This window comes from Ruegeria sp. J8, from assembly GCF_056531925.1.
In genome coordinates this window covers 154420-178648 of the sequence record NZ_JBQFMR010000008.1, presented here as the reverse complement: position 1 = coordinate 178648, position 24229 = coordinate 154420, and the positions used below count along the sequence as shown (strand labels likewise).

Sequence of the window (24229 nt, the reverse complement as noted above, 5' to 3'; positions counted from 1 at the left end):
AACCAACGGGGAGCCTCATGAAAATAATCTCGACCAATGTCTTTGTCGGCCCGAATGTCTGGGCAAGTTTTCCGGTCATTCGCCACGTCATTGATCTGGGCGTTCTGGAAGATTGGCCTTCGGCCAAAATTGGTTCCGAGTTTATTGATGCATTGACCCAGGCCCTTCCCGGTCTGGCGGAACATGGCTGTTCCTACCGCGAACCCGGTGGTTTCATCCGCCGATTGCGCGAAGATGAAGGCACTTGGCTTGGTCATGTTTTGGAACATTGTGCCATCGAAGTGCAGAACGTGGCCGGTTCGGATGTAACCTTTGGCCGCACGCGCGGCACAGGCGAACCCGGCCAATACAACATGGTTTACGAATACCGCCAGCGCGATGTTGGTTTGGACGCAGGCAAGCTGGCAATGCGGCTGCTGATGCATCTATTGCCGCAATCCCTCAAGGAACAGGTGGACTACGACTTCGACCCGGAATTCAACTGGGATGACGAGTTGCGTAGCTTTGTGCTGCGGGCGCAGCGCAAGGAGTTTGGTCCCTCTACCGGCTCATTGGTTAAGGCCGCGCAAGAGCGTGACATCCCTTGGATCAGGCTGAATTCTGGGTCACTGGTTCAGTTCGGGCACGGCAAATACCAGAAACGCATTCAGGCAACCATAACCTCTGAGACCAAGCATATCTCGGTCGAGATTTCCTGCGACAAGGAAGACACCCACAATCTGCTGAACGATCTGGGCCTGCCTGTGCCGCAGCAACGCATGGTTTATTCCGCGCGTGAAGCCGTGCGCGCCGCCGCACGGATCGGGCACCCGGTGGTGGTCAAACCGCTCGATGCCAATCATGGGCGTGGTGTTTCGATCAACCTGAACTCGGATGAAGAGGTCGAGGCAGGCTTTGCCGAAGCCAAGGAACATTCCCGCAGCCGCGCCATTCTGGTGGAAAGCTTCATCACCGGGTTCGATCACCGGATGCTGGTGGTGAACAACAAGCTGGTCGCTGTAGCCAAGCGCGTGCCGGGCCATGTGGTAGGCGATGGCACGCACACGATTTCCGAACTGGTTGACATCGTGAACCAGGACCCGCGCCGTGGCATCGGGCACGAAAAAGTGTTGACCATGCTTGAGATTGACAATCAAGCCAACCGCCTGATGGAGAATGCGGGCGTTAACGAAGAGACCGTTTTGCCGGATGGCGAAGTTTTCTATCTCCGTTCGACGGCGAACCTGTCGACTGGCGGCACGGCCATTGATCTGACGGATGTGGTGCACCCTGACAACCGTGACATGGCCGAGCGTGCCATCATGGCCGTCGGGCTGGATGTGGGCGGCGTCGATTTCCTGATCGACGACATCACCAAATCCTACAAGGATATCGGCGGCGCGATTGTCGAGGTGAACGCCGCCCCTGGTTTCCGGATGCACGTGGCACCGTCCGAAGGTCAGCCGCGCGACGTGGCGGGCAAAGTGATCGACATGCTGTTTCCGGCCACGGAGGAAACCCGCATTCCCATCGCGGCAATCACCGGAACCAACGGCAAGACGACCACTTCAAGGATGTTGGGGCACATCATGAAAACCAGCGGCAAGACCGTTGGCATGACCTCGACCGATGGTGTCTATGTGGACGGCAAGCTGAGCGTCAAGGGCGACATGACCGGGCCTAAGTCGGCACAGATCGTGCTGCGTGATCCTGCGGTCGATTTCGCCGTGATGGAAACCGCACGCGGCGGACTTGTGCGCTCGGGTCTGGGCTATCAGCGCTCGAACGTAGCGGCCTGCCTGAACGTCTCGGCAGATCATCTGGGTCTTGGCGGCATCAACACGGTTGAGGAACTGGCCGTTGTCAAACGCGTGGTGGTGGAAAGCGCCACCGACACCGCAGTTCTGAATGCCGATGACATCAACTGTTTGAAAATGGCCGACTATGCCGGTGCGGATCAGATCTTTTATGTCACCACCAATCCGGGGCACAGCCTGGTCAAGGAACATATCAAGGCAGGCGGCAAGGCAATTGTGCTTGAAAAGGGCATGAATGGTGACATGCTGACCATTTATGACAACGGTCTTCATATCCCGGTGCTGTGGTCGCATCTGATCCCAGCGGCATTGGAAGGCAAGGCCATTTTCAACGTCCAGAACGCGATGTTCGCCGCCGCGATGGCCTATAGTTTCGGAGTGGATCTGGACAATATCCGCCATGGGCTGCGCACCTTCGACACCAGCTATTTCCAGGCACCCGGGCGGATGAATGTCTATGACGAGCATCCCTTCAAGGTGATCCTCGACTATGGCCACAACCCTGCCGCGCTCAAGGCGATGGCGGCTCTGGCCGATCAGTTGGAGGTCAAGGGCCGAAGGCTGTGCGTTGTTGCGATGCCCGGCGACCGGCGCGATGAGGATATCATCGACGGGGCCGCCGCATTGGCCGGGCATTTTGATCATTTCATCTGCAAGGCAGATGACCGCCGCCGGGGCCGTGGACACGACGAAGTACCGCAAATGATGCGGCAGGCCCTGATCGACAACGGCGTCGATGATGCCGCGATCACGATCATCCCGGATGAGGTCGAAGCGGTGACTGCAGCGTTGGAACAGGCCGCACCGGGCGATCTGCTGGTGATTTTCGGTGATGACACAACGCGCTGCTGGAAGCAGATCATCTATTTCAACTCCGATAGCGAAGCGCCGGTCACAGAGGCTGCGCCGGTGGCAAGCCCCATCGACACCTCGTTCGAGGACATGTTCGAAAGCGACCAGAACCTGATCCGGGATGCGCGCGGCGTGCGCCTGGCCCGCGACATCAGCGAAGACGCGGATTAAGCGGGGGTACCGGAATGGACCGGATCGAAGAGCTTGAAAACGCGCTGACAATTGAAAGCGCGTACGCCGATCATATCCGGGTAGACGATGCCCGACGCTTGACCGGGCCGGGGCTGTTGTGGAACCGCCCCGGCGCGGTGATGGATGTGTTTTTCACCGATACCGGCACCGCGCAGGTCACTGCTTTGTGGGAAAAACACGCGCGCCGCGTGCTGGACGCACTTGGCTGGCAGGATCAGGACGTAACCCACCGCAGTTTCACCGGTGGCGTCAATCTGGCGATTTCAGCACCGATGGATCAGCTCTATTCCGCTATCTTCGCGGTGCAAACCGTCTGGCATTTCTGTGCTGCCGAACTGTTGGCATCCGAGCCCGGCGATTTCGATCAGATGGTTGCGGATGTCAAAAGCGTTATGGAGAAGGAAGCCAATCCCGCGCTGATCGCCCTGATTGCGGCAGCAGAAGCGCATGGTGTGGATATCCTGTGCGATGATGACGAAGTGTCGATCGGGCACGGTACTGGCAGTCAGACCTGGCCGGTCGATGCGCTGCCTACCCCCGATGACTTGGACTGGTCGGCTCTGCACAATATCCCGGTGGCCTTCATAACCGGAACCAACGGCAAAACAACCACAACCCGTTTACTTGAGGCGATCGCGCGCGCTTCGGGCAAGGTTGCCGGGCTGACCTCGACCGAATTTGTGCGGGTGGGAGACGACATTCTCGACCGTGGCGATTATTCCGGCCCCGGCGGCGGGCGAATGCTGTTGCGTGACAAAAGGCTGGAGGTCGCCTGTCTGGAAGTCGCGCGCGGAGGTATCCTGCGCCGGGGTCTGCCGACCCGCGCGGCAACGGCAGCGGCGGTCACCAATGTGGCAAACGACCATCTGGGGCAATACGGGGTCAACACGGTGCCGGAACTGGCTCAGGCCAAATTCGCCGTGCATCGCACGCTGGCCGAGGGTGGCGTGCTGGCACTGAATGCCGATGACTTGTATGTCCGCGCAGAAGCGGAAAATACATCCGCAAATATCTGGTGGTTCTCGCTGGATGCGCAGAACAACCTTGTCCGTCAGGCGCGTGATGCGGGCAAGTGCTGCGCCTATGAGCAGGAGGGAGATATCGTCTTTTTCGACGGTGCGGTCGAACAGGTAGTCATTGCAGTTTCCGATGTTCCCCTGACCATGGGCGGCGCTGCGAAATACAATATCCTGAACGCGCTGGCGGCCCTGTGCCTTGCCTTGGCACTGGACTTGCCCGTTCAGGGGGCTCGGGATGGGTTGGCCGGGTTCAAACCCGACGCCAAGGACAACCCCGGACGCTGCAACGAGTTTAGTTACAATAATGCGCGTGTTTTTGTGGATTTTGCGCATAACCCGCACTCGATTTCGGCCGTTTGCGATGCGCTGTCAAGCCTACCGGCGAAACGGCGTTACATTATGCTCAGCCATGCTGGCGATCGGTCGGATCAGGATATTCGGGACGTTACCGCGACGGCGTTAAATTTCCGGCCCGACGTGGTCGTCGCAGCCGAACTGGAAGGGTATTTAAGAGGTCGCGAATTGGGAGAAATCCCGGACCTGATCAAAAAATCCGCCTTAGAACAGGGATATGACGCGCAACAAGTCCTGAGAGCATCTTCGCCCTCTCTAGCTGCCTCGATGATATTGGAAAAGCTGGAACCGGGTGATCTTGCCTTGCTGTTGGTCCTGTCCGAACGCGACGCCGTGCTCGCGATGCTCGACGGATAAACAGAGCCGGGTGCCGGTGTCACGCAGTTGTAGCTAGCACACGGCGATGTAAGCGCGCGAAAATGCAAACAGGCAGGGAAGTATGCACCAAAAATGTTGCACCTTCGACCTGAGACCGATCGGAGGCGGACTACGGTGCAGAACCCGCCAAGTGATCGTTGCGCAGTATCCGGTACTTTGGGCTCAGTGGAGACTTTGAGTGAATTCCACTCAACGACCGCAGTGCGGAAAATGCTGTCGTTCTGTGCGAAGCAGCAGGCCCTCGAAATTGACTCCGAGCCGACATCCATAAATTGACTCAATTGCTGCGGATGCAGCCCGCTTAGCCATCATGCGTTGCGATGGTGGTAATACTTCTTTTGCGAGCGACCACAAAGCTGACGAACTGGCGCGAACGTCGCACAGGAACCCATTTCTTCCGTAGAATTTGGTACAACGACTCAATCTGCTTATGATTGGCTTAAGCCGTTGAATTCGGAGGCGCATATGTTTCGACTAATAATAGTTACTCTGTCGCTGTTCATCTTTCCGTTTGAGAAGGCATTGGCGGAAATCATCCATCTTCACGCCAAACGTGGAAATATTGAGGGCGTTCTCGCGGAGCTAGAAAAGGGTGTGCCGCTCGAACTTCGCAGTACGAACATGACAAGTGCACCGGGCGTTACACCGCTTTTTGTTGCGGCAAAATTCGGCCATACTGAGTTGGTTGAACTTCTTCTTGAGCGAGGTGCCGATCCCACAATTTTTTTCTATCAGGGAAATGATATTTATACGGTTGGAACCGCTCTCCACCATGCGGCCGGGTATGGTCATATCGAAGTAGTAAAAGTGCTCATTGAGGCTGGGGCGGATCCAGCCAGCTATGAACCATATATCTCAACTCCTTTGCATCAGGCGCTGAGAGCGGGGCACATAGAAATCGCCGAGGTGCTCATCGAAGCGGGAGCGCCACAGCGAGTAGAGAGCCAACCGATTGCCGATAAGTTGCAAGGTGCCAATGTTTCAAATGGAGAGTTTCTAGCCAAGGGGTGCGAAGTCTGCCACGGCAAACCTTCGTCGACGGGGATAACAGGTGATAATGGGCCCAACTTTTGGGGAGTATTCGAACGACCCACTGCGTCCGATCCCGAGTTTTCTTATTCAAGTTATTTGCGCGAATTAGGTTTGGTGTGGGATGCAGATACACTGAATAGCTATCTCGCTAGCCCATATCAGTTTTTACCCGGGACGACCAAAGTGATGCTCGGAATTGAAAATGAAAAAGATCGCGTGGATATCATTGCATATCTCGCAACATTGAAAGATTGAGCTGAATTCGGATGGCGACCAGTTTGTCCCGCTTTGCTGGGAGATGACAAAGTGTAGCGAACGTCTGCATTTCACCCACTCCGAAAATTGTTTGCCATGAAGCATCGGTCACATTGGGCTCAGTGTCGTCATCTGACGGTTTTAGTCGGATGACGGCTTTACCCCGGACTGCGGACATCACTGCGTTGATTCCAAGGGCGACAACTTCGTGTTTCAAGGGTGTCAGGAGGATAGTCCATGTCGCATCTATTCTGGCCGGACCAAGAGCTTCTCAACCGCATCAAGCATATGTTCCTAAAGCCACGGGGGGTTGCTCGTGGAGACGACCGAAAGCTTCTCAGCGGCGTCATCCATGTAATTCGCAATGGCTTGCGTTGGTGGGACGCTCCATCCGACTATGAGTCCAGAACCTAGGAAGCAATCCTAGGGTTGGATCTTTGATTGCTAGCTGGCACGAGTTGCTGGAACAATCTACGAAGATCGAAATAGGTCTGTTATCGCTGGATGCCCCAAAAACTACGGAAAGCCGGGGCTCCGCGCACCCCCCAGGGGCGGCTTTCTTCTCGGAGGGACCCAAGCGAGGTTTCTCCTTAGGTCATAGCCCCCCATAAGCACCTTTCCCGCCTACATCGCCACTGCTTGCCACCCACATGGGGGAGCCTCCCCTGCAGGAGGGGCCACGGGAATCGACAACCCGGGGAGTGTAGCCTTCGTGACCCTGTGACCCGTAGATCGCAAATCTCTCCGTGGTACTCTCAACAACCTTTTCAGACCCTCTCGGGATCACTCCCAATCAACCTTCCTAATATTAGGGGTCACAAGGGTCACAATAGTGTAACAGCATGATATAAAATAGGATTGCGTGACTCCTCCAGCGGTGTATGAGGGGCGCGGCAGGGGTCACAACAGTTCATTTGCCCCTCGCATCCAGACTTTCCCGCTCCGCGTGTGGATCTTTTCGAAGCCCATTGATTTTAAGATGACCCCAACCCGCTTGGAATTTGCCATGGTTTGGTTTACCGGCTTCAGCTCCAAAGCATCGCTGAAAACTTCCCCCATGCGGATCACGCAGCGGTCGACGCGGTCATCATCTACGTACCGCTGGATCTTTTCTACCCAAGGGTCGATCTCTCGGGCTACGTCCTGCACCGGGCGGGCGTGTGCGACCTCGAACTCCCGATCCATCCACCATGGTTCGCCGCCCTTGAAGGCGGCCACAGCTTCGGCAAAAAGCTGATCGCGCTCAGTTCGCAGCTGCGGAATATCGATCAACCCTGGAACCTTAATTGGCCAGAAGCGCCGGCCCCCTGTGGGGTCGCGCAGGAACTCATCATCATTGGACGTCCCGATAAAGATGCACGTGCGTGGAACGTTTGTATAGAATTTGCTCCATGGGAAGCGCACACGGTCGATCTTGCCCGACAGGAACGCTTTTTGGTCTTCTTGATCCGTTTTGCGGCTTGGGGCCAACTCCGCCATCTCAACCAGCCACAGCCCGACCAGATGACGCATCGCTTCCTCCTTGTTATGGATCGAAGGCAGTGTATCGCTGAAATAGCCCTCCCCAGCGAGGATTTCGCCAAGCGTGCTTTTTCCTTGGTCCTGTGCCCCATGGAAGACCACCATGTGATCGAACTTACAGCCCGGTTCTATCATCCTCGCAACCATTGCAATCAGCATCTTGCGGCCAACTGCCCGGGCGTAGGGGGTATCTGAGGTTCCCACGGTCCGAATTAGCCAATCATCAATCCGAGGCCCGCCGTCCCATTCAAGCCCGTTAAGGTAGTCCAAAATTGGGTGGTAGGCGAAGCGTCTAGCCACTACCCCTAAAGCATCTGTGACATTCTGTTTCGTTGCCTTGTTCAGCCCGGCCGTTTCGATCCCGACTTGCGCTAGGGACAATGTGGCATCGTCGACCTTCCCGCCTTCCCATTCCATTTCGTGATTCAGTTTGTTGAAGCGCAGCCCGGGCACAATCGAATCTATATGCCGCCCCAAGATATGGATGGTGTTACTTAAATTGTTCACCAGCTGTCCGTTTCCTAAGGTGATCGGGCTGCCCCAATCTGGTGCGACCATTCCCGGCGGGGGAGCCAGGCCGATTAGATCGTCCCAATCGTCGGGATCAATCATACTACTTTTCTTGGGCCCCGTTGTTGTCGCCTCGGGCACGTCCTCCAAGGTCAGCATGTGCGATAGATCGGGCAGAGGGTCTACCGGCCGCAGCGCCCCGTGCTTCAGCTGTGTCGTGATTATTCGCGTGGCGTCCTTTTCGCCGCCGTAGGCGGCAAGGTAGCCGTTGGATTCCAAAGCGGGTAGGAAGGCATCAAATACGTCGTCTGGCTGTACCAGGTTATTGGCGATCAGACCGCCCAATAGAAACGCCTCGCGGGCAAGCGCGCCGTTGCGGTTTTCCCCTTGGATTGTGGCCGCCAGTCGCTTTGCGGATTGCCGCAGCATCGCCGCTGCGGCCTTCACACGACCGGTGTCGTTGGAAAGGTCTACCGCTGCCATCGGCTCGGACAAGTTCTTCTCGCGCTTTCCTATGGCATTGGCATCGAGGTCGTCGCACTGGTCGACAAAACGGCCGTCTATTAGCCGGACGTCCGGTGTGGTTTTGCCGAATACATAGCCAAAGGTGAAAGATTGAGATGCGGTAAAAGACTCGTTAGCAAGCACACCGCCCAACGCCCCATTCAGTCTGGCCACCAGCTGTGCGCGGCCGGAGGGTGACAACTCCTTTGAGCAAGGGCACAAGGCGCGCCAGCGGTGTTTTCTGTTCAATGGGTCATGCGAAGGCGACGTGTATAGAAAGGCGGCAACATTTACCTTACGTAGTAGCTTTTCGGTTTCATCAAGGCTCATCAAGCCCGCATCGTAGTCGACTTCGATGCCCGAGATAGCGATGTGAGCCGCGTTACTTCGCAGCGCGTTTTTCTCGGTGCGCTCGCCAGAAAAGCGGCCGAGCTTGATATGGGCCATTGCGCTCTTGCTGGAAGCGCAAAACTCGCCGCTGGACACGCGCTTCGCCAGCTGCCGCAGTGTTGCCTCTTCCTCTTCAGACTGTTGCGCATAGCGATTTGCGAAAAACGTGATCGCAAGCGGGTTATCCAGTGCAGGTCGCAGATTGTTGCCTTGTTCAATATTGCTGTTTGGGGTATTCATTTACCGTACCTTTCTTCCGTTTGGTGCAATCGAAGACCCCTTGCCGATGGTCGCGGCGAGGGGTTCATCGTCGAATATTGTTGTCAGTTTTCGCTAGAACGGGGCTTTGGCTGAGAGCGTAGAACGTACTGCTGTGCAGTCCGAATCTACGTCAACCCTGCGTCGCGGCGTTTACAGTTCGGGCCTCTGCCCATTTTAAAAGGCTGGGAACGTGATACCGAACAGCTGAGCGCCCAAAGATCACGTAGGGTGGGCCATCTGGGTCCTTGTGAAAACGGAACTTTTCGAGCAATGAACGGGACAATCCAAGGACCTTCGCCGCCGTCACGGTGTCAATATAGAGAGGGATATTTTGGGTTTGCATATTAGCCTCCGGACTTTGATCAGTTCGGACCAAAATGCATAGAATTTGAATTTATCATAATAAACGCAAGTAATTAGATTCCAAGCGCAAGTAGGTGGAAACCAAAATGCAGTTCCGTTTAACCTAGGAAGCCTCGGACTTAATTTTCTTCGCCCAATTGTAAATCGTGCTATCAGGCGGGGTATAATCGAACTCATGCGCGAACTCTTTTATGATTGCCGCCACCGTTTTTCCGGCACTGAGGCCCTCCTGCAAGAGAGGGTAAAACAGTTCTCGGTCCGGATTTGGTTTCCTATCCCATTTGGCTTTCCCACCCATTGAGGCGACTTCAGAGGCCATCAAAGGGGCTTGTACAGACCTAGTGTCACCGTATGCTGAGTCCGTTGGAAAGAACCGGCGGCAAATCTCGTCCGCTAGAGCAATATCAAGCCAAGGTACCACAATACCGGCTTCAACGGCCGCTCGGACTGCATTTTTGGGTTTAATTGTTCCGCTGAGCACCGCCACCCCTCGCAGTCGTTCAAAGCGGTCATTCAACTCCATTTCATTGACGTGGCTCGGTGTGCCCGGAAGGAACCACCAACCGCCCGGTTCCAAACTTATCGACACTTCCGGATCTATGCCCGCCAGCAGAAACATGGTTTCAGTTGCCGACCAATTCGGCCGCTGAAGCCAGTCTCGAAGCTGAAACACTCCTAGTCGTTCGTGTCTTGTTAAGTGCGGTAGTTCGACTTCGAGCGTTTCAATCTCAGAATCGTTTGCATCTAAAGGGTGTTCAGTTTTTTCGTTGTTCATGTGCGGTTTTCATGATCATAGGACACCAAATTATCGTCACAGAGCCCAAGGGCTGATGCAATGGTATTTCCGATTTGATCTGCGGCCCGGCGCATCGGATCGGACGCCAAATGCGCGTACCGTTGTGTGGTGCTGGACTGCGAGTGCCCCAGGAGTCCGCCAATTTGATGAAGGGACAGACCGGCACCTGCGCCTACGGCTGCCGCGTTGTGGCGCAGGTCGTGAAGCCGAACGTCCGACAGCCCAGCAACGGCACGCACCGCGTACCAGCACCGGTTTATGTCTGCACGGGGCTTTTCGTCTGGCGTACCAGCCGAACTGGACGCTATTACGTAGCGCCCGCGCCGAGGCAAGCTTTCAAGAACCGACATAGCTGCACTACCCAAGAAAATTGGTTTTGCTCCGGATTTGGAATCTTCGAGTCGGAGGAGGCTACGCTCCCAGTCTACGTGCCGCCATTCGAGGTGCAGAATCTCGCGCAAACGTGCACCGGTCAGAAGCAGCAGCCGAATTGCGGCAACCGAAAAAACGTCGAAGCGCGTGAAGCGGTTCTCTGGTTTGGGTAGGTGTTTTGAGTTGGGATTGGTTTCGTCCGCCTTCCATGCGAGGCCACTGGTTTCTGCCTGACGCAATGCTTTGCCGAGCCTGCCCATTTCGGCTTCAGAAAGATACCGTTCGCGCCCTTTTTCTTTGAATGCCTCGACCTGTTTGGCAGGATTGGCGGTACCTTCCGGCAGCAGTCCCATATCAAGTGCCCATGAATACATTGCCTTCAAGACGGCTAAGCAACGGTTTGCAATGTAGGGACCGCCGCGAGTCTTGATTGCCGCCCCACGCCGTGCTCGGGGTTCGGCCTTGACCTTAACCTTTGCAGCAATGCGTTGGTGCATCTTGGAGACGTCCTGCCGTGTCAGCGAAACGGCCTTTCTGGACCCCAAGGCGGGGAGGATATGACAGTCGAGAACTCCACGATACAGTGCAACCGTACTAGGCTTGCGCTTGGCTTCCACATGGTTTGCCATCCATTTTTTGGCTATTTCAGCCACCGTGTCGGCCGCACGTTCGTTCGAGCGTTCGGCCGCCACATCCTGACCAAGCCGTGCCTTCGCCAGAATGTCCTTCGCCATCGTGCGTGCCGCTTCCGGTGTAAGCATCTCGGGATCACCCAGCGTTAAGCGTCTCTTTGCAACACCGCGTCCACCATTGCCAGGCCGGTACTCTACAATCCACTTGCGCGAGCCAGTGGGGCGCACTGCCAGACCAAAGCCCTTCAGCGTTTCGTCATAGAACACCACGCGCTTTTCCGCTGTTTGCAAAGTGGCAATGGTCTTGCGGGTCAGTCGCACAGTCGGCATTTGGGGTACCTCAGAATGTGTCGCCACCGTGGCCTCAAAGACAAGGATACGTAGTCCATCTGGATGAAACAATATATAAGTTAATTCAGATGCTTAATGATACTTTGTGCAACGTTGTGAAGCCCAATGTAAGCCCCAAAGCCTGACTACGAATCAAGGGGTCGGGGGTTCGAATCCTCCTCGGTCCGCCACTTGGTGATTTTGTCAGGCGACACATAGTTCTGCCACCAGCGACAGAACCTTGCCATTTTCGCCTAACTTCCTTCATCCAGCACCCAGACCGATTTCATTGATCCTAACTTCCTTTTGGGAAAATCAGGGCTGATTAGCAGATCAGACGCCGAAGGCGCTTGTTCCTGCTGATCTGCCACGTGGCGAACGCGGATGGAAGCCTGTCTGAGTGCGCACTTTGTCAGACGGACGTTGCGGGCGTTGGGATTTGAGCCAAGGATCATCCCGGCGATCTACGTCAGGCCGTTTATCAAGGGGCAGAAGAACGACTACAATGATGCCGAGGCGATTGCGGAGGCTGCGCTGCGGCCAAATCTGAAGACGGTGACGGAGAAGAGCCAGGATCAGTTGGATCTGCAGGCGCTACACCGGGTGCGTTCGAGACTGGTGTCCCGTCGCACGGCAACGATCAACCAGATCCGGGCCTTTCTGATCGAACAAGGCATCACCGTGCGCAAGGGGCTCCATGCCTTGAAGAGCTCGTTTTTGACAATTCTTGAAGATCGGCAGGATGAGATGTCTCCACGCATGCGGGCCATTCTGGGCGGTCTGTATGGCGACTGGCTTTGGCTGGATGAACGGGTAGAGACCGTCTCCCGGGAAATCGAAGAGATCAGCCGCACGGAGGAGAGCTGCGCCAACGCGATGACCGTCCCAGGAATTGGACCACTGATCTCGACCGCGATGGTTGCGGCGGTTGGCCGGGGCGAAGCCTTTGACCGAGGACGTGATTTTGCCGCCTGGATTGGCCTCATTCCCCGGCAGTACAGCACCGGTGGTCGGACAGTTCTCGGGCGCATCTCAAAGCGTGGCAGCCGATACCTGCGTATGCTGTTTGTTCAGGCCGCCAATGTGGTGCTGATGCGCCCTCACCGATGGGCAGATTTCAGCTTTGGCGATTGGCTTGCCCGAGCCGCAACACGCATGCATCGCAACAAACTGGCCGTTGCCCTGGCAAACAAGCTCGCACGTATCGCCTGGAGCATATTGAGACATGCAACGCCATTTGACGCCCAAGAAGATGAAGTCATGGTCGGTGTCTGACACCCGGCCCTGACCCAAAGGAGTTCGCGAACGAGAAACGCATGGAACGGAAATTATACGCCCCCAGAGTCTGAGAGCCCTGATGGCCATCACGGCCTAGCAGCTAATGAGACCAAGGTGCGAGCGTAACCCCAAAATGGCCACGGTCCGCGTGCCGACAAAAAGGCCGGATACATATCAGCGACTTCCGAAAACGTGCAAAAGCTCACTTGCGAACAGCAGCCGGTACATACAAATGGGCTCGAGACGGCCGATCTCTGCAATTGGGATCAATGTCTGCTGCCAGACAGATTTAAGTAAAGGTGCGTTGGGTCCGCTGGGGCGCTGATCACTCAACCAGAGATCGCTTCACATAAAACCGCTTCAACGACGTTCGCGGCTTGTTGCGGTGGTGCAAAGCAACCCTTGGCTGCAGAAGCTTGGCGTTCTCATCCTTGTTTATTCGGCTGCCTGATGCAGCGGGGTAAGGAAGTTGAATAATGAACTTACGAAATTCATCTGGTAAGCACAGAAATTAAGCTTGCCTATCAGGCCCCGTGTCGCTGATCCAGGTGATGGTGATAGGCAGAAACAACAGCGAGCTACATAGCCTCAAGCGTATGTGAGAGACCATTTCGAATGTGATCTTCCAACAGCCTCTTCGCCGTGTCGGCGTCTCTGGCCAGCGCGGCATCGAACATGCCCTTGTGCTCCTTGACCGCCTCTTCGCCGCGATAAGTCAGCACAAGCATCTGATACCGCAAGTACTTGTCGTAGATGATGGAGTGCAGAGACAGAAGGTTTTTGGAGTTGCAGGCCGCGATCATCGCTTGGTGAAACTCCCAATCATATCGTTTCCAGGTTTCTTTCTCCGACTCGTCGCCCTTGAGAAGCTGCTGTTCCATCAGATGCAGTTTGTGGTGTGCGGCAACGAGGTTGCCTTCCCAATCCGTGTCGCCATTCGCAATGGACAATTCCAACGCGTGGCATTCCAACAGGACCCGTAGCTCTGAAATCTCGGTCAGGTCTTCTCGTGAAACTGGTGTGACCAGGAAACCCCGTTGCTCGGGAGCTTCGACAAATCCGTCGCTGGCGAGCCTGTTCAGCGTTTCACGAAGTGTCGAAAGGCTTGCCGAGTAGCGTTCCTTCAAGGCGTCCAGCTTCAGTTTGGAGCCGGGTTGCAGCTCCCCGAAGATGATATCCCGCTTGATGCGCTGATAGGTGTTTGCACCTATCGTAGACGGCTGTTTCGCCATGCGTTTCACCCGATATTATCAGTTTCCTCGTTCACTTAGCATTTTTCGGAGACATCAACAATCCAAACTGATATATGGTAAAAATAAAAATATCATACATTATTGCGGAATCGCGAAAACCCCAATACGGTCGTGGCCAAGTTGGGCAAAGCAGCTCGATCGCTATCATCGGTTTCGGGATTTTCCGGACCCTCCGGAAGGAAGCAAAGTGTCTAAGAACTTTCGCATTGCCATTGTCGGCATTGGTCTTGTTGGGCGCCGCCATGCGGACGCTATCCGAGCGTTGCGCCATGTTGATCTTGTAGCGGTGGTCGACCCCAGTGACGGAGGTCGTGCCTACGCCGTTGAGCACGGGGTCGCGTGTTACGAGACGTTGGAGGAAATGTTTGCAAACCAGACGCCGGACGGAGCTGTGCTTGCGACGCCCACTACGCTTCATGTTGATCAAGGCCTAACCTGTGTTCGACATGGCTGTCCCGTTCTTGTCGAAAAACCGATCGCCGTAGAAGCCACCGCTGCACTTGAGCTTGTTCAAGCAGCGGAGAAGGCCAATGTGCCTCTGATGGTCGGACATCATCGTCGGCACAATCCTCTGATCCGGTCGGCTAAGGAAGCCATTGTCGATGGGAAGATTGGAGATGTGCGCGCTGTCCATGCGAATTGCTGGTTCTATAAGCCTGACGAGTATTTTGATGCTGCGCCCTGGAGAAAGAAACCCGGTGCAGGGCCCATCTCGGTCAATCTTGTCCACGATGTGGATCTGCTGCGGTACCTGGCCGGAGAAGTCATGACCGTACAGGCTCAGTCGGCTGCATCGCAGCGGGGATACGACAACGAAGATGTTGCCGGTGCTCTGTTGACGTTCGAAAGCGGGGCGATAGGGACGATAAGTGTGTCCGACAGCATCGTAGCTCCATGGAGCTGGGAGATGACGTCTCAGGAATATCCAATCTATCCTTCAACCACTGAGAGTAGCTACATGATAGGTGGATCTCATGGTTCGTTGTCCGTTCCTGATCTTCGATTGTGGAGTTACCAGAGTGAGCAAAGGGACTGGTGGACGCCTATCTCATCAACCGCGCTGAAGAAGGGTGCGTCTGATCCTCTGGTCAATCAGCTTAGGCATTTTGTTGAAGTAGCTTTGCACAAAGCAGAGCCGATTGTGTCTGGATGGGAAGGTTTCAGAACGCTTCAAGTTATTGAAGCTATTCAGAATTCCTGCAGAACAGGTGAGACGGTCAGGATCAAAAACCTACAAAAAACACCAAAGGTAGATATGACGGCTGCATAAAAATATCAGATATTTTACAAAAAATCTTGCAAAACGTCAAAAATAGGTCAAAACTCTGAATCGCAAAAAAGAAGCATCATGATGTCTCAGGGAGGAGCAAAGTGATTACCAAACTTACCCGCCGGGCTGCTGTATCAGCCCTGGTTGCAACCGGTGTTCTGTTTAGCGCAACAAGTGGTGTGCTGGCGGAAGACAAAGTGCAACTTCGCCTCGCAACATCAGGATCGGAGACCGACCAGCGCTCGGTCGCTATGGCCGAGGTTTTCGCGCCTATGGTCGCTGATTTCGCAAGCTATGAGCCCAGCTATAATGGCACGATCTTCGCCCAAGGCACCGAGCTGGACGCCATCAGCCGGGGCAACCTGGAAATGTCGATCACCTCGGCGCAGGAACTGGCACAGTTCTTCCCCGAGTTTTCGATCTTTACCGCCGGCTATGTCCATCAGGACGCCGCGCATCAGGTTGCCGTCTTCAACGATCCCTTGATGGACGCGTTCAAACAAAAGGCCGAAGAGGAGCTGGGCGTCAAACTGCTGTCGGTCATGTATCTGGGCCGTCGCCAGGTGAACCTGCGCCAGCCCAAGGATGAATTGACGGTCACGACGCCAGCAGATTTGGAAGGTGTGAACCTGCGGATGCCGGGCACGGATGCGTGGCAGTTCCTTGGCAAAGCGCTGGGTGCCGCCCCGACACCAATGGCCTTCTCCGAAGTCTATACCGCGCTGTCGACCGGTGCCGTTGACGGTCAGGATAACCCATTGCCGACTGTGGTTGATGCCAAATTCTACGAAGTGACCAATCAGATCATCCTGACATCGCATCTGGTCGACCTGAACTATATCGCCATCGGCAAAGAGGTTTGGGACGGGCTGACACCGGAACAGCAAGCCAAGGTTCAGGAAGCTGCGGATGCAGCGGCTGAATCCGGTCGCCAGAAGCAGCTTCAGAAAGAAGAGGACCTTGTCAGCTTCCTCAAGGAGCAGGGCATGGAGGTCTACGAGCCCGACCTCGCGGCGTTCCGTGATCAGGTGCAGTCGATGTATCTCGAAAGCGAATTCGCCGGATCATGGCCGGACGGTGTTCTCGAGCAGATCAACGCTCTGGGCAACTAAGCCCATCTACACAAGGGAGGGAGAACCACAATGATAGGCTTCACAAAGGGGTTCTCCCGACTGACCGAAGCGATTGCCGGCGGGATGCTGGCGGCAATCTTCCTAATCTTCCTTCTGCAAATTCTCTTGCGGTATTTCTTTACCCCCGCCGGTTGGACGCTTGAACTGATCGGCATCCTCTGGGTCTGGGTGATCTTTTTTAGCTGCGCGTTCATCGTGCGCGAGAGAGATCACGTGAAGTTCGACATCATCTACCTTTCGGTGCCGATGCGCGTTCGTCAGGTCTTTGCGATGCTGGCGGCCGCGGCGATTGTGGTCGGGATGCTCTACAGTTTCCTGCCGACGTGGGACTACATCGACTGGATGAAAATCCGCAAAACCTCGACTGTGCGCAATCCGTTCTCGGGTGAGAAGATACCACTGCGCACCGTGTTCTCAATCTATGCGGTGTTCATGCTGGTCGTAGCTGCGCGGTATGGGTGGTTGTTCTTTGACATCCTGCGAAATGGCCCACCAAAAACCGAGCTGGAACTGGTCGTTGGGTACAACGTGGTTGACGATCATCCCCGTGTCGACGGTGAAGACGACGAGGAAGCAGGCAAATGAGCTTTGAACTTCTTTCCTGCCTGCTCGCGCTCTTTCTTCTGGCAGGCATCGGGACACCTATCGGCTATTCCATCCTTTTGGCCTCATTGGTTTATCTGGGCACGGCCGGATTGGACGTCGCACTCGCGGGCGAGAAAATCCTGCAAGGCTTCTACAAAAGCACGATCCTGCTTGCCGTGCCTTTGTTCATCGTCGCCGCCAATATCATGAACGCGGGGTCGATCACCGACCGCTTGCTGAACTTCTGCGTAGCCGCTGTCGGTCGTTTCAAGGGCGGCCTCGGGCACGTCAACGTGGTTGCGTCGTTGATTTTCTCCGGTATGTCCGGCTCGGCTGTCGCGGATGCTGCGGGGATCGGCAAGATCATCATTGAAATGATGACCAAAGATGGCCGCTACAGCCGAGGCTACGCAGCTGCAATCACGGCGGCGTCGGCAACGATCGGTCCTATTATTCCGCCCTCGATCCCGATGGTTTTGTACGCGCTCGTTTCCAAGGCCTCTATCGGGTCGCTGTTCCTTGCTGGTATTCTGCCGGGCCTGATCATGGGTATCGTCCTGATGGCGATGAACTATTATCTGGCCGGAAAGCGGAACTTTGCATTGGAAGAACCTGTTCCGCTGCGCGAGTTGCCGGCTAAAACCGCCAACGCGTTTCCGGCACTGCTGATGCCCGCAATCCTGCTGTACGGTATATATGGCGGCGTCACCACTCCGACCGAAGCCGCCGCAGTTGCTGCATTCTACGCTCTGCTACTGGCAGCGTTGTTCTACCGCGCGCTGACCTTCCGTGGCCTTTATCAAGTGTTCGTCGACAGCGCGCGCTCCTCCGCCGCCGTCGGGGTGGTCATTGGTGGCGCGTTCATTCTGAACTTCATCGTCATTCAGGAACAGATTCCACAGTCGATCTCGGCACTGCTGGAGGGTTCGGATGTTAGCCCGATTGTATTCCTGATCCTCGTAAACCTGCTGATCCTCGCGCTGGGATGCGTGTTAGACGCAACAACGATCATCCTGGTGATCGTGCCCCTGTTCATTCCAACCTGCGAAGCGCTCGGGATTGATCTGGTGCATTTCGGAGTGCTGGTCGTCGTGAACTCAATGATCGGTTTGATCACGCCGCCCTATGGCATTCTACTCTTTGTGATCAACGCCGTGACGGACATTCCGCTGCGCGAAATCATCTCCGAAATCTGGGCCTTCCTCGCGGTTCTCATCTTCGCCTTGGTGATAATGATGCTGATGCCGGATCTGGTCCTGTGGTTGCCGCGTATGTTTGGATATCAGGGATAATGTGCCTGTCGGTTTCGACAACGTCGATCCCCGGTGATCTGGCTGAAAAGCTGAGTGCTATCGTTGACGCGGGATTCGGGGGTGTCGAATTACACGAACCGGATTTGACCGCTTTTGACGGACCGCCATCGCAAGTCCGCAAGATTGCATCGGACCTCGGTCTGAAGATATGCCTGTTACAACCCTTCCATAATCTTGAAGGCCAGCCCGAAGCCGGACGTGAGCGCGCCTTTGATCGACTGAAGCGCAAACTCGACCTGATGAGCGAGCTGGGAACGGAATTGCTGCTTATCGGGTCTGCCTTCGAGGTCGATGTCGCTGCGACCGAAGAACAGGTAATCGCAGATCTTGGCGAGGCGGCCCAAATCGCTAAAGAAATGGGGATGCGTCTGGCCTATATGGGCTTGCCATGGTCGGATCTTATTCACTCAGATGAACAGGCGTTAGGCGTCGTTGATGCTGTCGACAGCCCTAATCTGGGGTTGGCTTTGAATTCCTTCTTCTCGCTTGCCGACGGATCCAAACCAGCCCGCCTTCGGGACATTCCCGGAGAGCGGCTGTTCCATGTGCAACTGTCCGATGCACCCCGGCTTGAGATGGATATACGTCGGCTCAAGCGGCACTTTGGGCTTCTGCCGGGGCTTGGGTCGCTGAACCTTGCGGGCTTCGTTCGCGTGTTGTCTCGCGCCGGATACAAAGGGCCTTGGTCGGTTGCACGCGTCAACGAAGCAGCTCCTCAACCCGGTGGCCGAACACTGGCCCGAGACAGCTACAGGTCGCTGGTGAACCTCCTGGATGAGGTATCCCGGACCGAGCCGGGAACCGATTTCGGCATCCCGGACCTGCCGGAACGCGTCTATGCGTCAGGCTTCGAATTTGTCGAATTTACAGCCGACGAAACAAGCGGCGCGCAGCTGGCAGATATGTTGTCAGCAATGTGTTTTCGAATGGAGCGAAAACACGTATCCAAGTCCGTCGAGCTGTGGCGGCAGGGCGCGATAAACATCGTTGTGAATACCGAAAAGGAAGGATTTGCCCATTCGGCGTTCCTGGGTCACGGCCCCTCCGTTTGTGACATGGGGTTGCGTGTCAAAGATGCGGATCAGACGGTTCAGCGGGCGACCGCGTTGGGCGCGCCGAATTTCTCACAACCGGTGGGAACAGGGGAACTGGATATCCCGGCCATTCGGGGCGTTGGTGGCAACGTCGTTCATTTCATCGATGAGAAATCCGATCTCCATCGGGTATGGGACATTGAGTTCGAGCCGGTTGCGAAAACCAAAGCCACCCAACCTGCCGGTCTGCGTCGTATCGACCATCTGGCCCAGACGATGCGTCACGATGAGATGCAAAGCTGGCTACTCTACTACATTTCGACTTTCGAGATGGCAAAATCCCCTATCGTGAACGTCGCCGACCCGTCTGGTGTCGTGCAAAGCCAAGCTATCGAAAGTCCCGAAGGCGAAGTGCGCTTAAACCTGAATGGGGCAGTTGGGCGTCGAACACTGGCGGCGTCATTCCTTGAAGATGGCTTTGGGGCTGGTGTTCAGCACATTGCCTTCCAGTCGGATGATATTTTTGAAACTTCAGCCCAGTTGCTCAAGTCTGGCTTTCCCAGCCTGTCCATCCCGGAAAACTACTACGCTGATCTGCAAGCGACATTCGGATTGGATGACGATTTGGTCGCCCAATTGCGCAGGGGGAGTATTCTCTACGATCGGGCGGCGGGTGCTGAGTATTTTCAGATATACAGCCGCCCCATCTTTAACGGCTTCTTCTTCGAAATTGTTGAACGCCGTATGGACTATGCCGGTTATGGCGCGCGCAATGCACCCATTCGCCTTGCCGCGCAAAGCAAAACCCAGCCGGTGAAAGAGGTGCAGACGCAATGACCGCGCAGACGACAGACGATGAGCGCGCCGTTCGCCAATGGTGGCGTACCTCCATCATCGACATGAAACCTGGACAGATCTCTTTTCGTGGCAACGCCATAGAGGACCTGATCGGAAACGTATCTTTCCCGCAGATGATCTGGCTTATGGTGCGGGGCGATCTACCCAGCGACGCGCAAGCGCGCCTGTTCGAAGCCGCTTTGGTCGCAGGCGTGGATCACGGCCCACAGGCTCCCTCAATCGCGGCTGCGCGTATGGCCGCCACCTGCGGGGTAGGTCTCAATAACGCGATGGCAACTGCGGTGAACATGCTGGGCGACGTGCACGGCGGGGCAGGAGAGCAGTGTGCAGAGCTGTACTATGATATCGCAGCTCGCATGGATTGCGGAGCATCGTTGAATGACGCAGTGAAGGACGGTCTGGACAGCTGGCGCGAGACCTATGGCAAGATCGTCTCGGGCTTTGGTCACAGGTTTCACAAACCTGTCGATCCACGCGCACCCCGATTGATGCAACTTGTTCGAGATGCGGCGGCAGAAGGCACAGTTTCTGGCCGGTTTGCCGATATCGGAGAAGAGGTTCAAGCCGAACTCGGTCGTCAACGAGGCGGTCGGCCAATTGCCATGAATATTGACGGCGCGACAGCTGTGATCTTCTGCGAACTTGGCTTTCCTGCGCCCTTGTCGCGAGGGCTGTTCTGCCTGTCCCGCTCGGTCGGAATACTCGCCCACGCTTGGGAACAGATGAACCAGGGTGGCCGCAACAAAGGGCCGATTCCCCCTAATTACTTACCCCTCTACGAAGACAGGAATGATGAAACGTGAGACATCGAAATCCTTCCGGGTCGGCCTTATCGGCTGTGGTCGTATCAGCGATATTTATCTAAAAACACTATCCAAATTCTCAAACGTTGAGGTCGTGGCTTGCGCAAGCCTTGACCCTTCGGAAAGCCGCACCAAGGCAGATCAATACGGTATCGCCAAGGCCTGTGCGCCAGATGGGGTGTTTGACGATCCGACGATTGACTGCGTTCTGAATCTGACAATTCCGGCGGCGCATGCCGAAATCAGCCTGCGTGCGTTGGAGGCGGGCAAGCACGTCTATTCCGAGAAGCCGCTGGTTATGGATCGAACGGATGGTAAGACGATTCTGCACATGGCCTCTGAAAAGGGGCTACTGGTCGGTTGCGCACCCGACACATTTCTGGGCGGTCGTTGGCAAACCGTTCGGCGCTTGATCGATGAGGGTGCCATTGGCAAACCGACAGGGGTTTTTGCCCATGTCGGTACCCACGGGACGGAACGCCACCATCCCAACCCGGATTTCTACTACCAGGCCGGTGGCGGGCCCTTGCTGGACCTTGGGCCATATTACCTGACCGCCATGGTTTGCTGCCTTGGTCCGGTTGACCGGGTCGCCGGAATGGCTCGGCGCACGTTCGACAAAAGGATGATCGAAAACGGCCCTCGCAACGGTGAATGGATGGATGTCGAGGTCGACACGCATTCCCTAAGCCTACTGCAGTTCTCTTCCGGGGCTATAGGGTCGATGACCATGAGCTTTGACGTCTGGGATAGCGAAACGCCGCGGTTCGAGATCTACGGTGAAAAAGGCACCATCAGCATCCCAGACCCTGACCCGGTACATGGTGCCAACATCTTTCAGGGGGATGTCTGGCTGAAAACGCGGGAGACCTCGCGCTGGTCTCATCAGCCGCGCCCATCCGGTCGCGAAGGCTGGCAGGTGGTCGTCAACAAACACGGGTTCAATGAGGACAGCCGTGGTCTCGGCGTTTTGGATCTGGCTCTGGCGGCGCAAGAAGGACGCCAACCCCGTGCAAGTGGAGCGCTCGCCTACCACGTTTTCGAGGTCATGGACGCGATCGAACGGGCACCAAAATTTGGCGCCTATCAGACGATAGAAAGCCGTTGCGCGGCTCCGGAGCCTTTGCCGGTCGATTTCCTTAACGATGAGAGGAAGGAATTGGTTCATGCCGATTGAGACACTCGACTTTGCTCAGCCATTCTTTCGCGTCCAGCACATAACTGACGAGCGCAGAATTTCTATCGAGGGTCGCGCCATCGTCCTTAACCTTGGGGGGCGAAATCTCTCTGTCGAGGATCAGACCATTGCACCGCTTTCCTCTGTGATCGTGCAAGACAGCACGCATAGCGGCGTGGAACGTGCAGTCATTGTCCACGATTTCGACGCCCATGCCGATGACAACGAGTTGTTCGCATGGGTGAAAGATACATGGCCATCTGCTTTTGATGTTCGCCAAGAGGAGCGTTTACGCGGTGTCAGCCACTACATGTCGCCAAAGGTCTTTGTGGGTAACGTTGGGCTGACCATGTACCATTCCGGCTCGGTGCCGCTGAATGTCGGATTGCACAAGGATCATCCGTTCTGCCCGGTACCGGGGTTTCGCGAAGTGCATACGCAAATCGTAGGCTTTGGGAAAATGCAGCAATGCCGTGAGCGGGATGTTGAATCCCTTTACCTCGAAGAATTCATGGCCCCCGGCACGACGCACAAACCGATGTATGACGCTGAGGGCAACTATCCCTGGCATCAATACGAGACGATTACCCCCAGCATTTTCATGGCGGTGGAAATGCTGCCGGAAGGCGTACGGGTCCCGGAAATGGAGGTTCAGAATGGCTGAGAGACTTTTGCCCGAAAACCTGAAATTTGATGGCCCCTTCCCCCGCTTGTCTCGCCGTTTGCGGCTGGGGGTTGTTGGCGGTGGGCGTATCTCGGTCACGCAGGCAACGGCGGCCCGGATGACGGACCGGTGGGAGGTCGCCGCAGGCGCGCTCAGTTCAGATGCCGAGCGCAGCAGGGCACGCGGGGCCGAGTGGTTCCTGCCAGCCGACAGGTGTTATGCGTCGTTCGACGAGATGGCGCAGGCCGAGGCGGCGCGCCCGGATGGCGTGGATGCCGTTATGATCACGACCCCGAACCACGTTCATTTCGAAGCGGCCAAAGCGTTTCTGGAGGCGGGCATTGACGTGCTGTGCGACAAGCCACTGACCAATGAAGTCGACGAGGCCGAGGGGCTTGAGGAGATTACCGCGCGCACGGGACACATCTTTGCTGTCGGCTATGCGATGTCGTGTTTTCCAGTAATCCGTCAGGCCAAACAAATCGTGGCGGAAGGCGGTATCGGTAAAATCAACCAAATCCACGTCGAGTTCATGCAAGACTGGATGACGCCCGATGATGTTGCTGATGCGCCCCACGTCAAATGGCGACTGAACCCAAAGATATCTGGTCCGACCAGTTGTGTCGGCGATATCGGCACCCATGCCGCGCATCTCGCCAGCTTTGTCTCGGGCCTGCCCTTGACCGACCTACGGGCCGAGTTTCATGTCTGCGGCGCGCCTAAGCCTTTGGAAGACACGGTGTTCATGTTCACCCGCTATAAAAACGAGGTTCCGGGAACCCTGATGGCGACACGCCTTGCACCGGGAAATCGGGGTGGGTTGCGGTTGCGCATTTTCGGGAGCGAAGGAGGTCTCGAGTGGGATTTGGAGAATTCGGAGCAGCTGAAGTTCAATCGGTTTGGTGAGCCGGATCGTATCATCAGCCGAGGTCACGGGCATGGTATCGGACACGGCGCGGAACGTCTGATCCGTACCGCGCGCGGCTTCCCCGAAGGGATTATCGAAGCCTGGGCCAACCTCTATACGGAATTTGCCATGGCCGTAGCCGCGCGTCGGGATGGCGTTACCGTTCCGACCGATTGGCTGACATATCCCAGCGTCAATCAAGGCGCAGACGGTGTCCGATTCATTGACGCCTCTGTGCGCTCTCACCAGTCCGGAGGGGACTGGGTCACTCTCTAAGGCTCCGCCAACACGAAGGTTAAGCACGCCCGGGTTGTTGCCCAGGCGTTTTCATTTCCTGCTCAGCATTAAAAGTTGATATTTTAAAAAATATCATATATTTTGTATTACATGTGATGAA

At 55.9% G+C, this 24229-nt stretch carries 17 protein-coding genes and 1 pseudogene; 13 read left to right on the top strand and 5 right to left on the bottom strand.

From position 1 onward, the window contains the following. The first annotated feature begins 17 nt into the window (after positions 1 to 17). The 3 genes from cphA (at position 18) to ACR0L1_RS17175 (ending at position 5878) form a co-directional block, all read left to right on the top strand. Positions 18 to 2819, top strand: a complete 2802-nt coding sequence (cphA, locus tag ACR0L1_RS17185) for a cyanophycin synthetase (protein ID WP_480536216.1) — start codon at positions 18 to 20, stop codon at positions 2817 to 2819. 14 nt (positions 2820 to 2833) lie between these two features. Next, complete coding sequence (locus tag ACR0L1_RS17180) at positions 2834 to 4570, top strand: Mur ligase family protein (RefSeq protein ID WP_480860041.1); 1737 nt, start codon at positions 2834 to 2836, stop codon at positions 4568 to 4570. A gap of 486 nt (positions 4571 to 5056) precedes the next feature. Then, complete coding sequence (locus ACR0L1_RS17175) at positions 5057 to 5878, top strand: ankyrin repeat domain-containing protein (protein WP_480860039.1); 822 nt, start codon at positions 5057 to 5059, stop codon at positions 5876 to 5878. Positions 5879 to 6778: 900 nt separating this feature from the next. Here ACR0L1_RS17175 and ACR0L1_RS17170 read toward each other — a convergent pair. From ACR0L1_RS17170 to ACR0L1_RS17155, 4 genes are all read right to left on the bottom strand, one after another. Beyond that, positions 6779 to 9043, bottom strand: coding sequence for a virulence-associated E family protein (locus ACR0L1_RS17170; protein WP_480860037.1), 2265 nt, complete (start codon positions 9041 to 9043; stop codon positions 6779 to 6781). A 151-nt stretch (positions 9044 to 9194) separates the two neighbouring features. Beyond that, positions 9195 to 9407, bottom strand: coding sequence for a helix-turn-helix transcriptional regulator (locus tag ACR0L1_RS17165; protein WP_171211219.1), 213 nt, complete (start codon positions 9405 to 9407; stop codon positions 9195 to 9197). Between the two features lie 123 nt (positions 9408 to 9530). After that, entirely contained in the window at positions 9531 to 10202 is a 672-nt protein-coding gene (locus ACR0L1_RS17160) for a hypothetical protein (protein ID WP_480573379.1), read from the bottom strand. Next, positions 10199 to 11557 carry a tyrosine-type recombinase/integrase gene (locus ACR0L1_RS17155; RefSeq protein ID WP_480573382.1) on the bottom strand — a complete coding sequence of 453 codons (1359 nt, stop codon included), beginning with the start codon at positions 11555 to 11557 and terminating at the stop codon, positions 10199 to 10201. The genes ACR0L1_RS17160 and ACR0L1_RS17155 overlap by 4 nt, the downstream gene beginning before the upstream one ends. Before the next feature lie 384 nt (positions 11558 to 11941). Between ACR0L1_RS17155 and ACR0L1_RS17150 the strand changes: the two are divergent. Continuing rightward, positions 11942 to 12832: pseudogene (locus ACR0L1_RS17150) on the top strand (IS110 family RNA-guided transposase); the annotation flags it as partial. Positions 12833 to 13413: 581 nt separating this feature from the next. On the opposite strand, the gene ACR0L1_RS17145 reads toward ACR0L1_RS17150, so the two are convergent. Continuing rightward, positions 13414 to 14067, bottom strand: a complete 654-nt coding sequence (locus tag ACR0L1_RS17145) for a GntR family transcriptional regulator (RefSeq protein ID WP_171105627.1) — start codon at positions 14065 to 14067, stop codon at positions 13414 to 13416. Between the two features lie 208 nt (positions 14068 to 14275). On the opposite strand from ACR0L1_RS17145, the gene ACR0L1_RS17140 reads away from it, so the two are divergent. From ACR0L1_RS17140 to ACR0L1_RS17100, 9 genes are all read left to right on the top strand, one after another. After that, a complete protein-coding gene (locus tag ACR0L1_RS17140) occupies positions 14276 to 15358 on the top strand; it encodes a Gfo/Idh/MocA family protein (RefSeq protein WP_480563115.1) in 1083 nt (360 codons plus the stop codon). 101 nt (positions 15359 to 15459) lie between these two features. Beyond that, positions 15460 to 16470, top strand: coding sequence for a TRAP transporter substrate-binding protein DctP (gene dctP, locus ACR0L1_RS17135; RefSeq protein ID WP_170773895.1), 1011 nt, complete (start codon positions 15460 to 15462; stop codon positions 16468 to 16470). Between the two features lie 30 nt (positions 16471 to 16500). Next, the gene (locus ACR0L1_RS17130; RefSeq protein WP_480860034.1) at positions 16501 to 17076 is read left to right on the top strand and encodes a TRAP transporter small permease; all 576 of its coding nucleotides are present in this window, start codon (positions 16501 to 16503) and stop codon (positions 17074 to 17076) included. Beyond that, positions 17073 to 18368 carry a TRAP transporter large permease gene (locus ACR0L1_RS17125; protein WP_170518689.1) on the top strand — a complete coding sequence of 432 codons (1296 nt, stop codon included), beginning with the start codon at positions 17073 to 17075 and terminating at the stop codon, positions 18366 to 18368. The genes ACR0L1_RS17130 and ACR0L1_RS17125 overlap by 4 nt, the downstream gene beginning before the upstream one ends. Further along, on the top strand, positions 18368 to 20260 hold the full coding sequence (locus tag ACR0L1_RS17120; RefSeq protein WP_480860031.1) for a bifunctional sugar phosphate isomerase/epimerase/4-hydroxyphenylpyruvate dioxygenase family protein: 1893 nt from the start codon (positions 18368 to 18370) through the stop codon (positions 20258 to 20260). The genes ACR0L1_RS17125 and ACR0L1_RS17120 overlap by 1 nt, the downstream gene beginning before the upstream one ends. Further along, positions 20257 to 21084 carry a citryl-CoA lyase gene (locus ACR0L1_RS17115; RefSeq protein WP_480504944.1) on the top strand — a complete coding sequence of 276 codons (828 nt, stop codon included), beginning with the start codon at positions 20257 to 20259 and terminating at the stop codon, positions 21082 to 21084. Before ACR0L1_RS17120 ends, ACR0L1_RS17115 begins: the two co-directional genes overlap by 4 nt. Continuing rightward, entirely contained in the window at positions 21074 to 22261 is a 1188-nt protein-coding gene (locus ACR0L1_RS17110; protein ID WP_480860030.1) for a Gfo/Idh/MocA family protein, read from the top strand. The genes ACR0L1_RS17115 and ACR0L1_RS17110 overlap by 11 nt, the downstream gene beginning before the upstream one ends. After that, a complete protein-coding gene (locus ACR0L1_RS17105) occupies positions 22251 to 22925 on the top strand; it encodes a hypothetical protein (protein WP_480860028.1) in 675 nt (224 codons plus the stop codon). Before ACR0L1_RS17110 ends, ACR0L1_RS17105 begins: the two co-directional genes overlap by 11 nt. Beyond that, positions 22918 to 24108: a Gfo/Idh/MocA family protein gene (locus tag ACR0L1_RS17100; protein ID WP_480504950.1), complete on the top strand. Its 1191-nt coding sequence runs from the start codon at positions 22918 to 22920 to the stop codon at positions 24106 to 24108. Before ACR0L1_RS17105 ends, ACR0L1_RS17100 begins: the two co-directional genes overlap by 8 nt. Positions 24109 to 24229 lie beyond the last annotated feature (121 nt).

Coding starts and splice junctions, on each gene's coding strand:
- ACR0L1_RS17105 (WP_480860028.1), top strand. CDS start 22,251: ATGCCGATTGAGACACTCGACTTTGCTCAGCCATTCTTTCGCGTCCAG.
- ACR0L1_RS17160 (WP_480573379.1), bottom strand. CDS start 10,202: ATGAACAACGAAAAAACTGAACACCCTTTAGATGCAAACGATTCTGAG.
- ACR0L1_RS17145 (WP_171105627.1), bottom strand. CDS start 14,067: ATGGCGAAACAGCCGTCTACGATAGGTGCAAACACCTATCAGCGCATC.
- ACR0L1_RS17170 (WP_480860037.1), bottom strand. CDS start 9,043: ATGAATACCCCAAACAGCAATATTGAACAAGGCAACAATCTGCGACCT.
- ACR0L1_RS17115 (WP_480504944.1), top strand. CDS start 20,257: ATGACCGCGCAGACGACAGACGATGAGCGCGCCGTTCGCCAATGGTGG.
- ACR0L1_RS17110 (WP_480860030.1), top strand. CDS start 21,074: ATGAAACGTGAGACATCGAAATCCTTCCGGGTCGGCCTTATCGGCTGT.
- ACR0L1_RS17125 (WP_170518689.1), top strand. CDS start 17,073: ATGAGCTTTGAACTTCTTTCCTGCCTGCTCGCGCTCTTTCTTCTGGCA.
- ACR0L1_RS17175 (WP_480860039.1), top strand. CDS start 5,057: ATGTTTCGACTAATAATAGTTACTCTGTCGCTGTTCATCTTTCCGTTT.
- ACR0L1_RS17155 (WP_480573382.1), bottom strand. CDS start 11,557: ATGCCGACTGTGCGACTGACCCGCAAGACCATTGCCACTTTGCAAACA.
- ACR0L1_RS17100 (WP_480504950.1), top strand. CDS start 22,918: ATGGCTGAGAGACTTTTGCCCGAAAACCTGAAATTTGATGGCCCCTTC.
- ACR0L1_RS17120 (WP_480860031.1), top strand. CDS start 18,368: ATGTGCCTGTCGGTTTCGACAACGTCGATCCCCGGTGATCTGGCTGAA.
- ACR0L1_RS17180 (WP_480860041.1), top strand. CDS start 2,834: ATGGACCGGATCGAAGAGCTTGAAAACGCGCTGACAATTGAAAGCGCG.
- ACR0L1_RS17165 (WP_171211219.1), bottom strand. CDS start 9,407: ATGCAAACCCAAAATATCCCTCTCTATATTGACACCGTGACGGCGGCG.
- ACR0L1_RS17130 (WP_480860034.1), top strand. CDS start 16,501: ATGATAGGCTTCACAAAGGGGTTCTCCCGACTGACCGAAGCGATTGCC.
- cphA (WP_480536216.1), top strand. CDS start 18: ATGAAAATAATCTCGACCAATGTCTTTGTCGGCCCGAATGTCTGGGCA.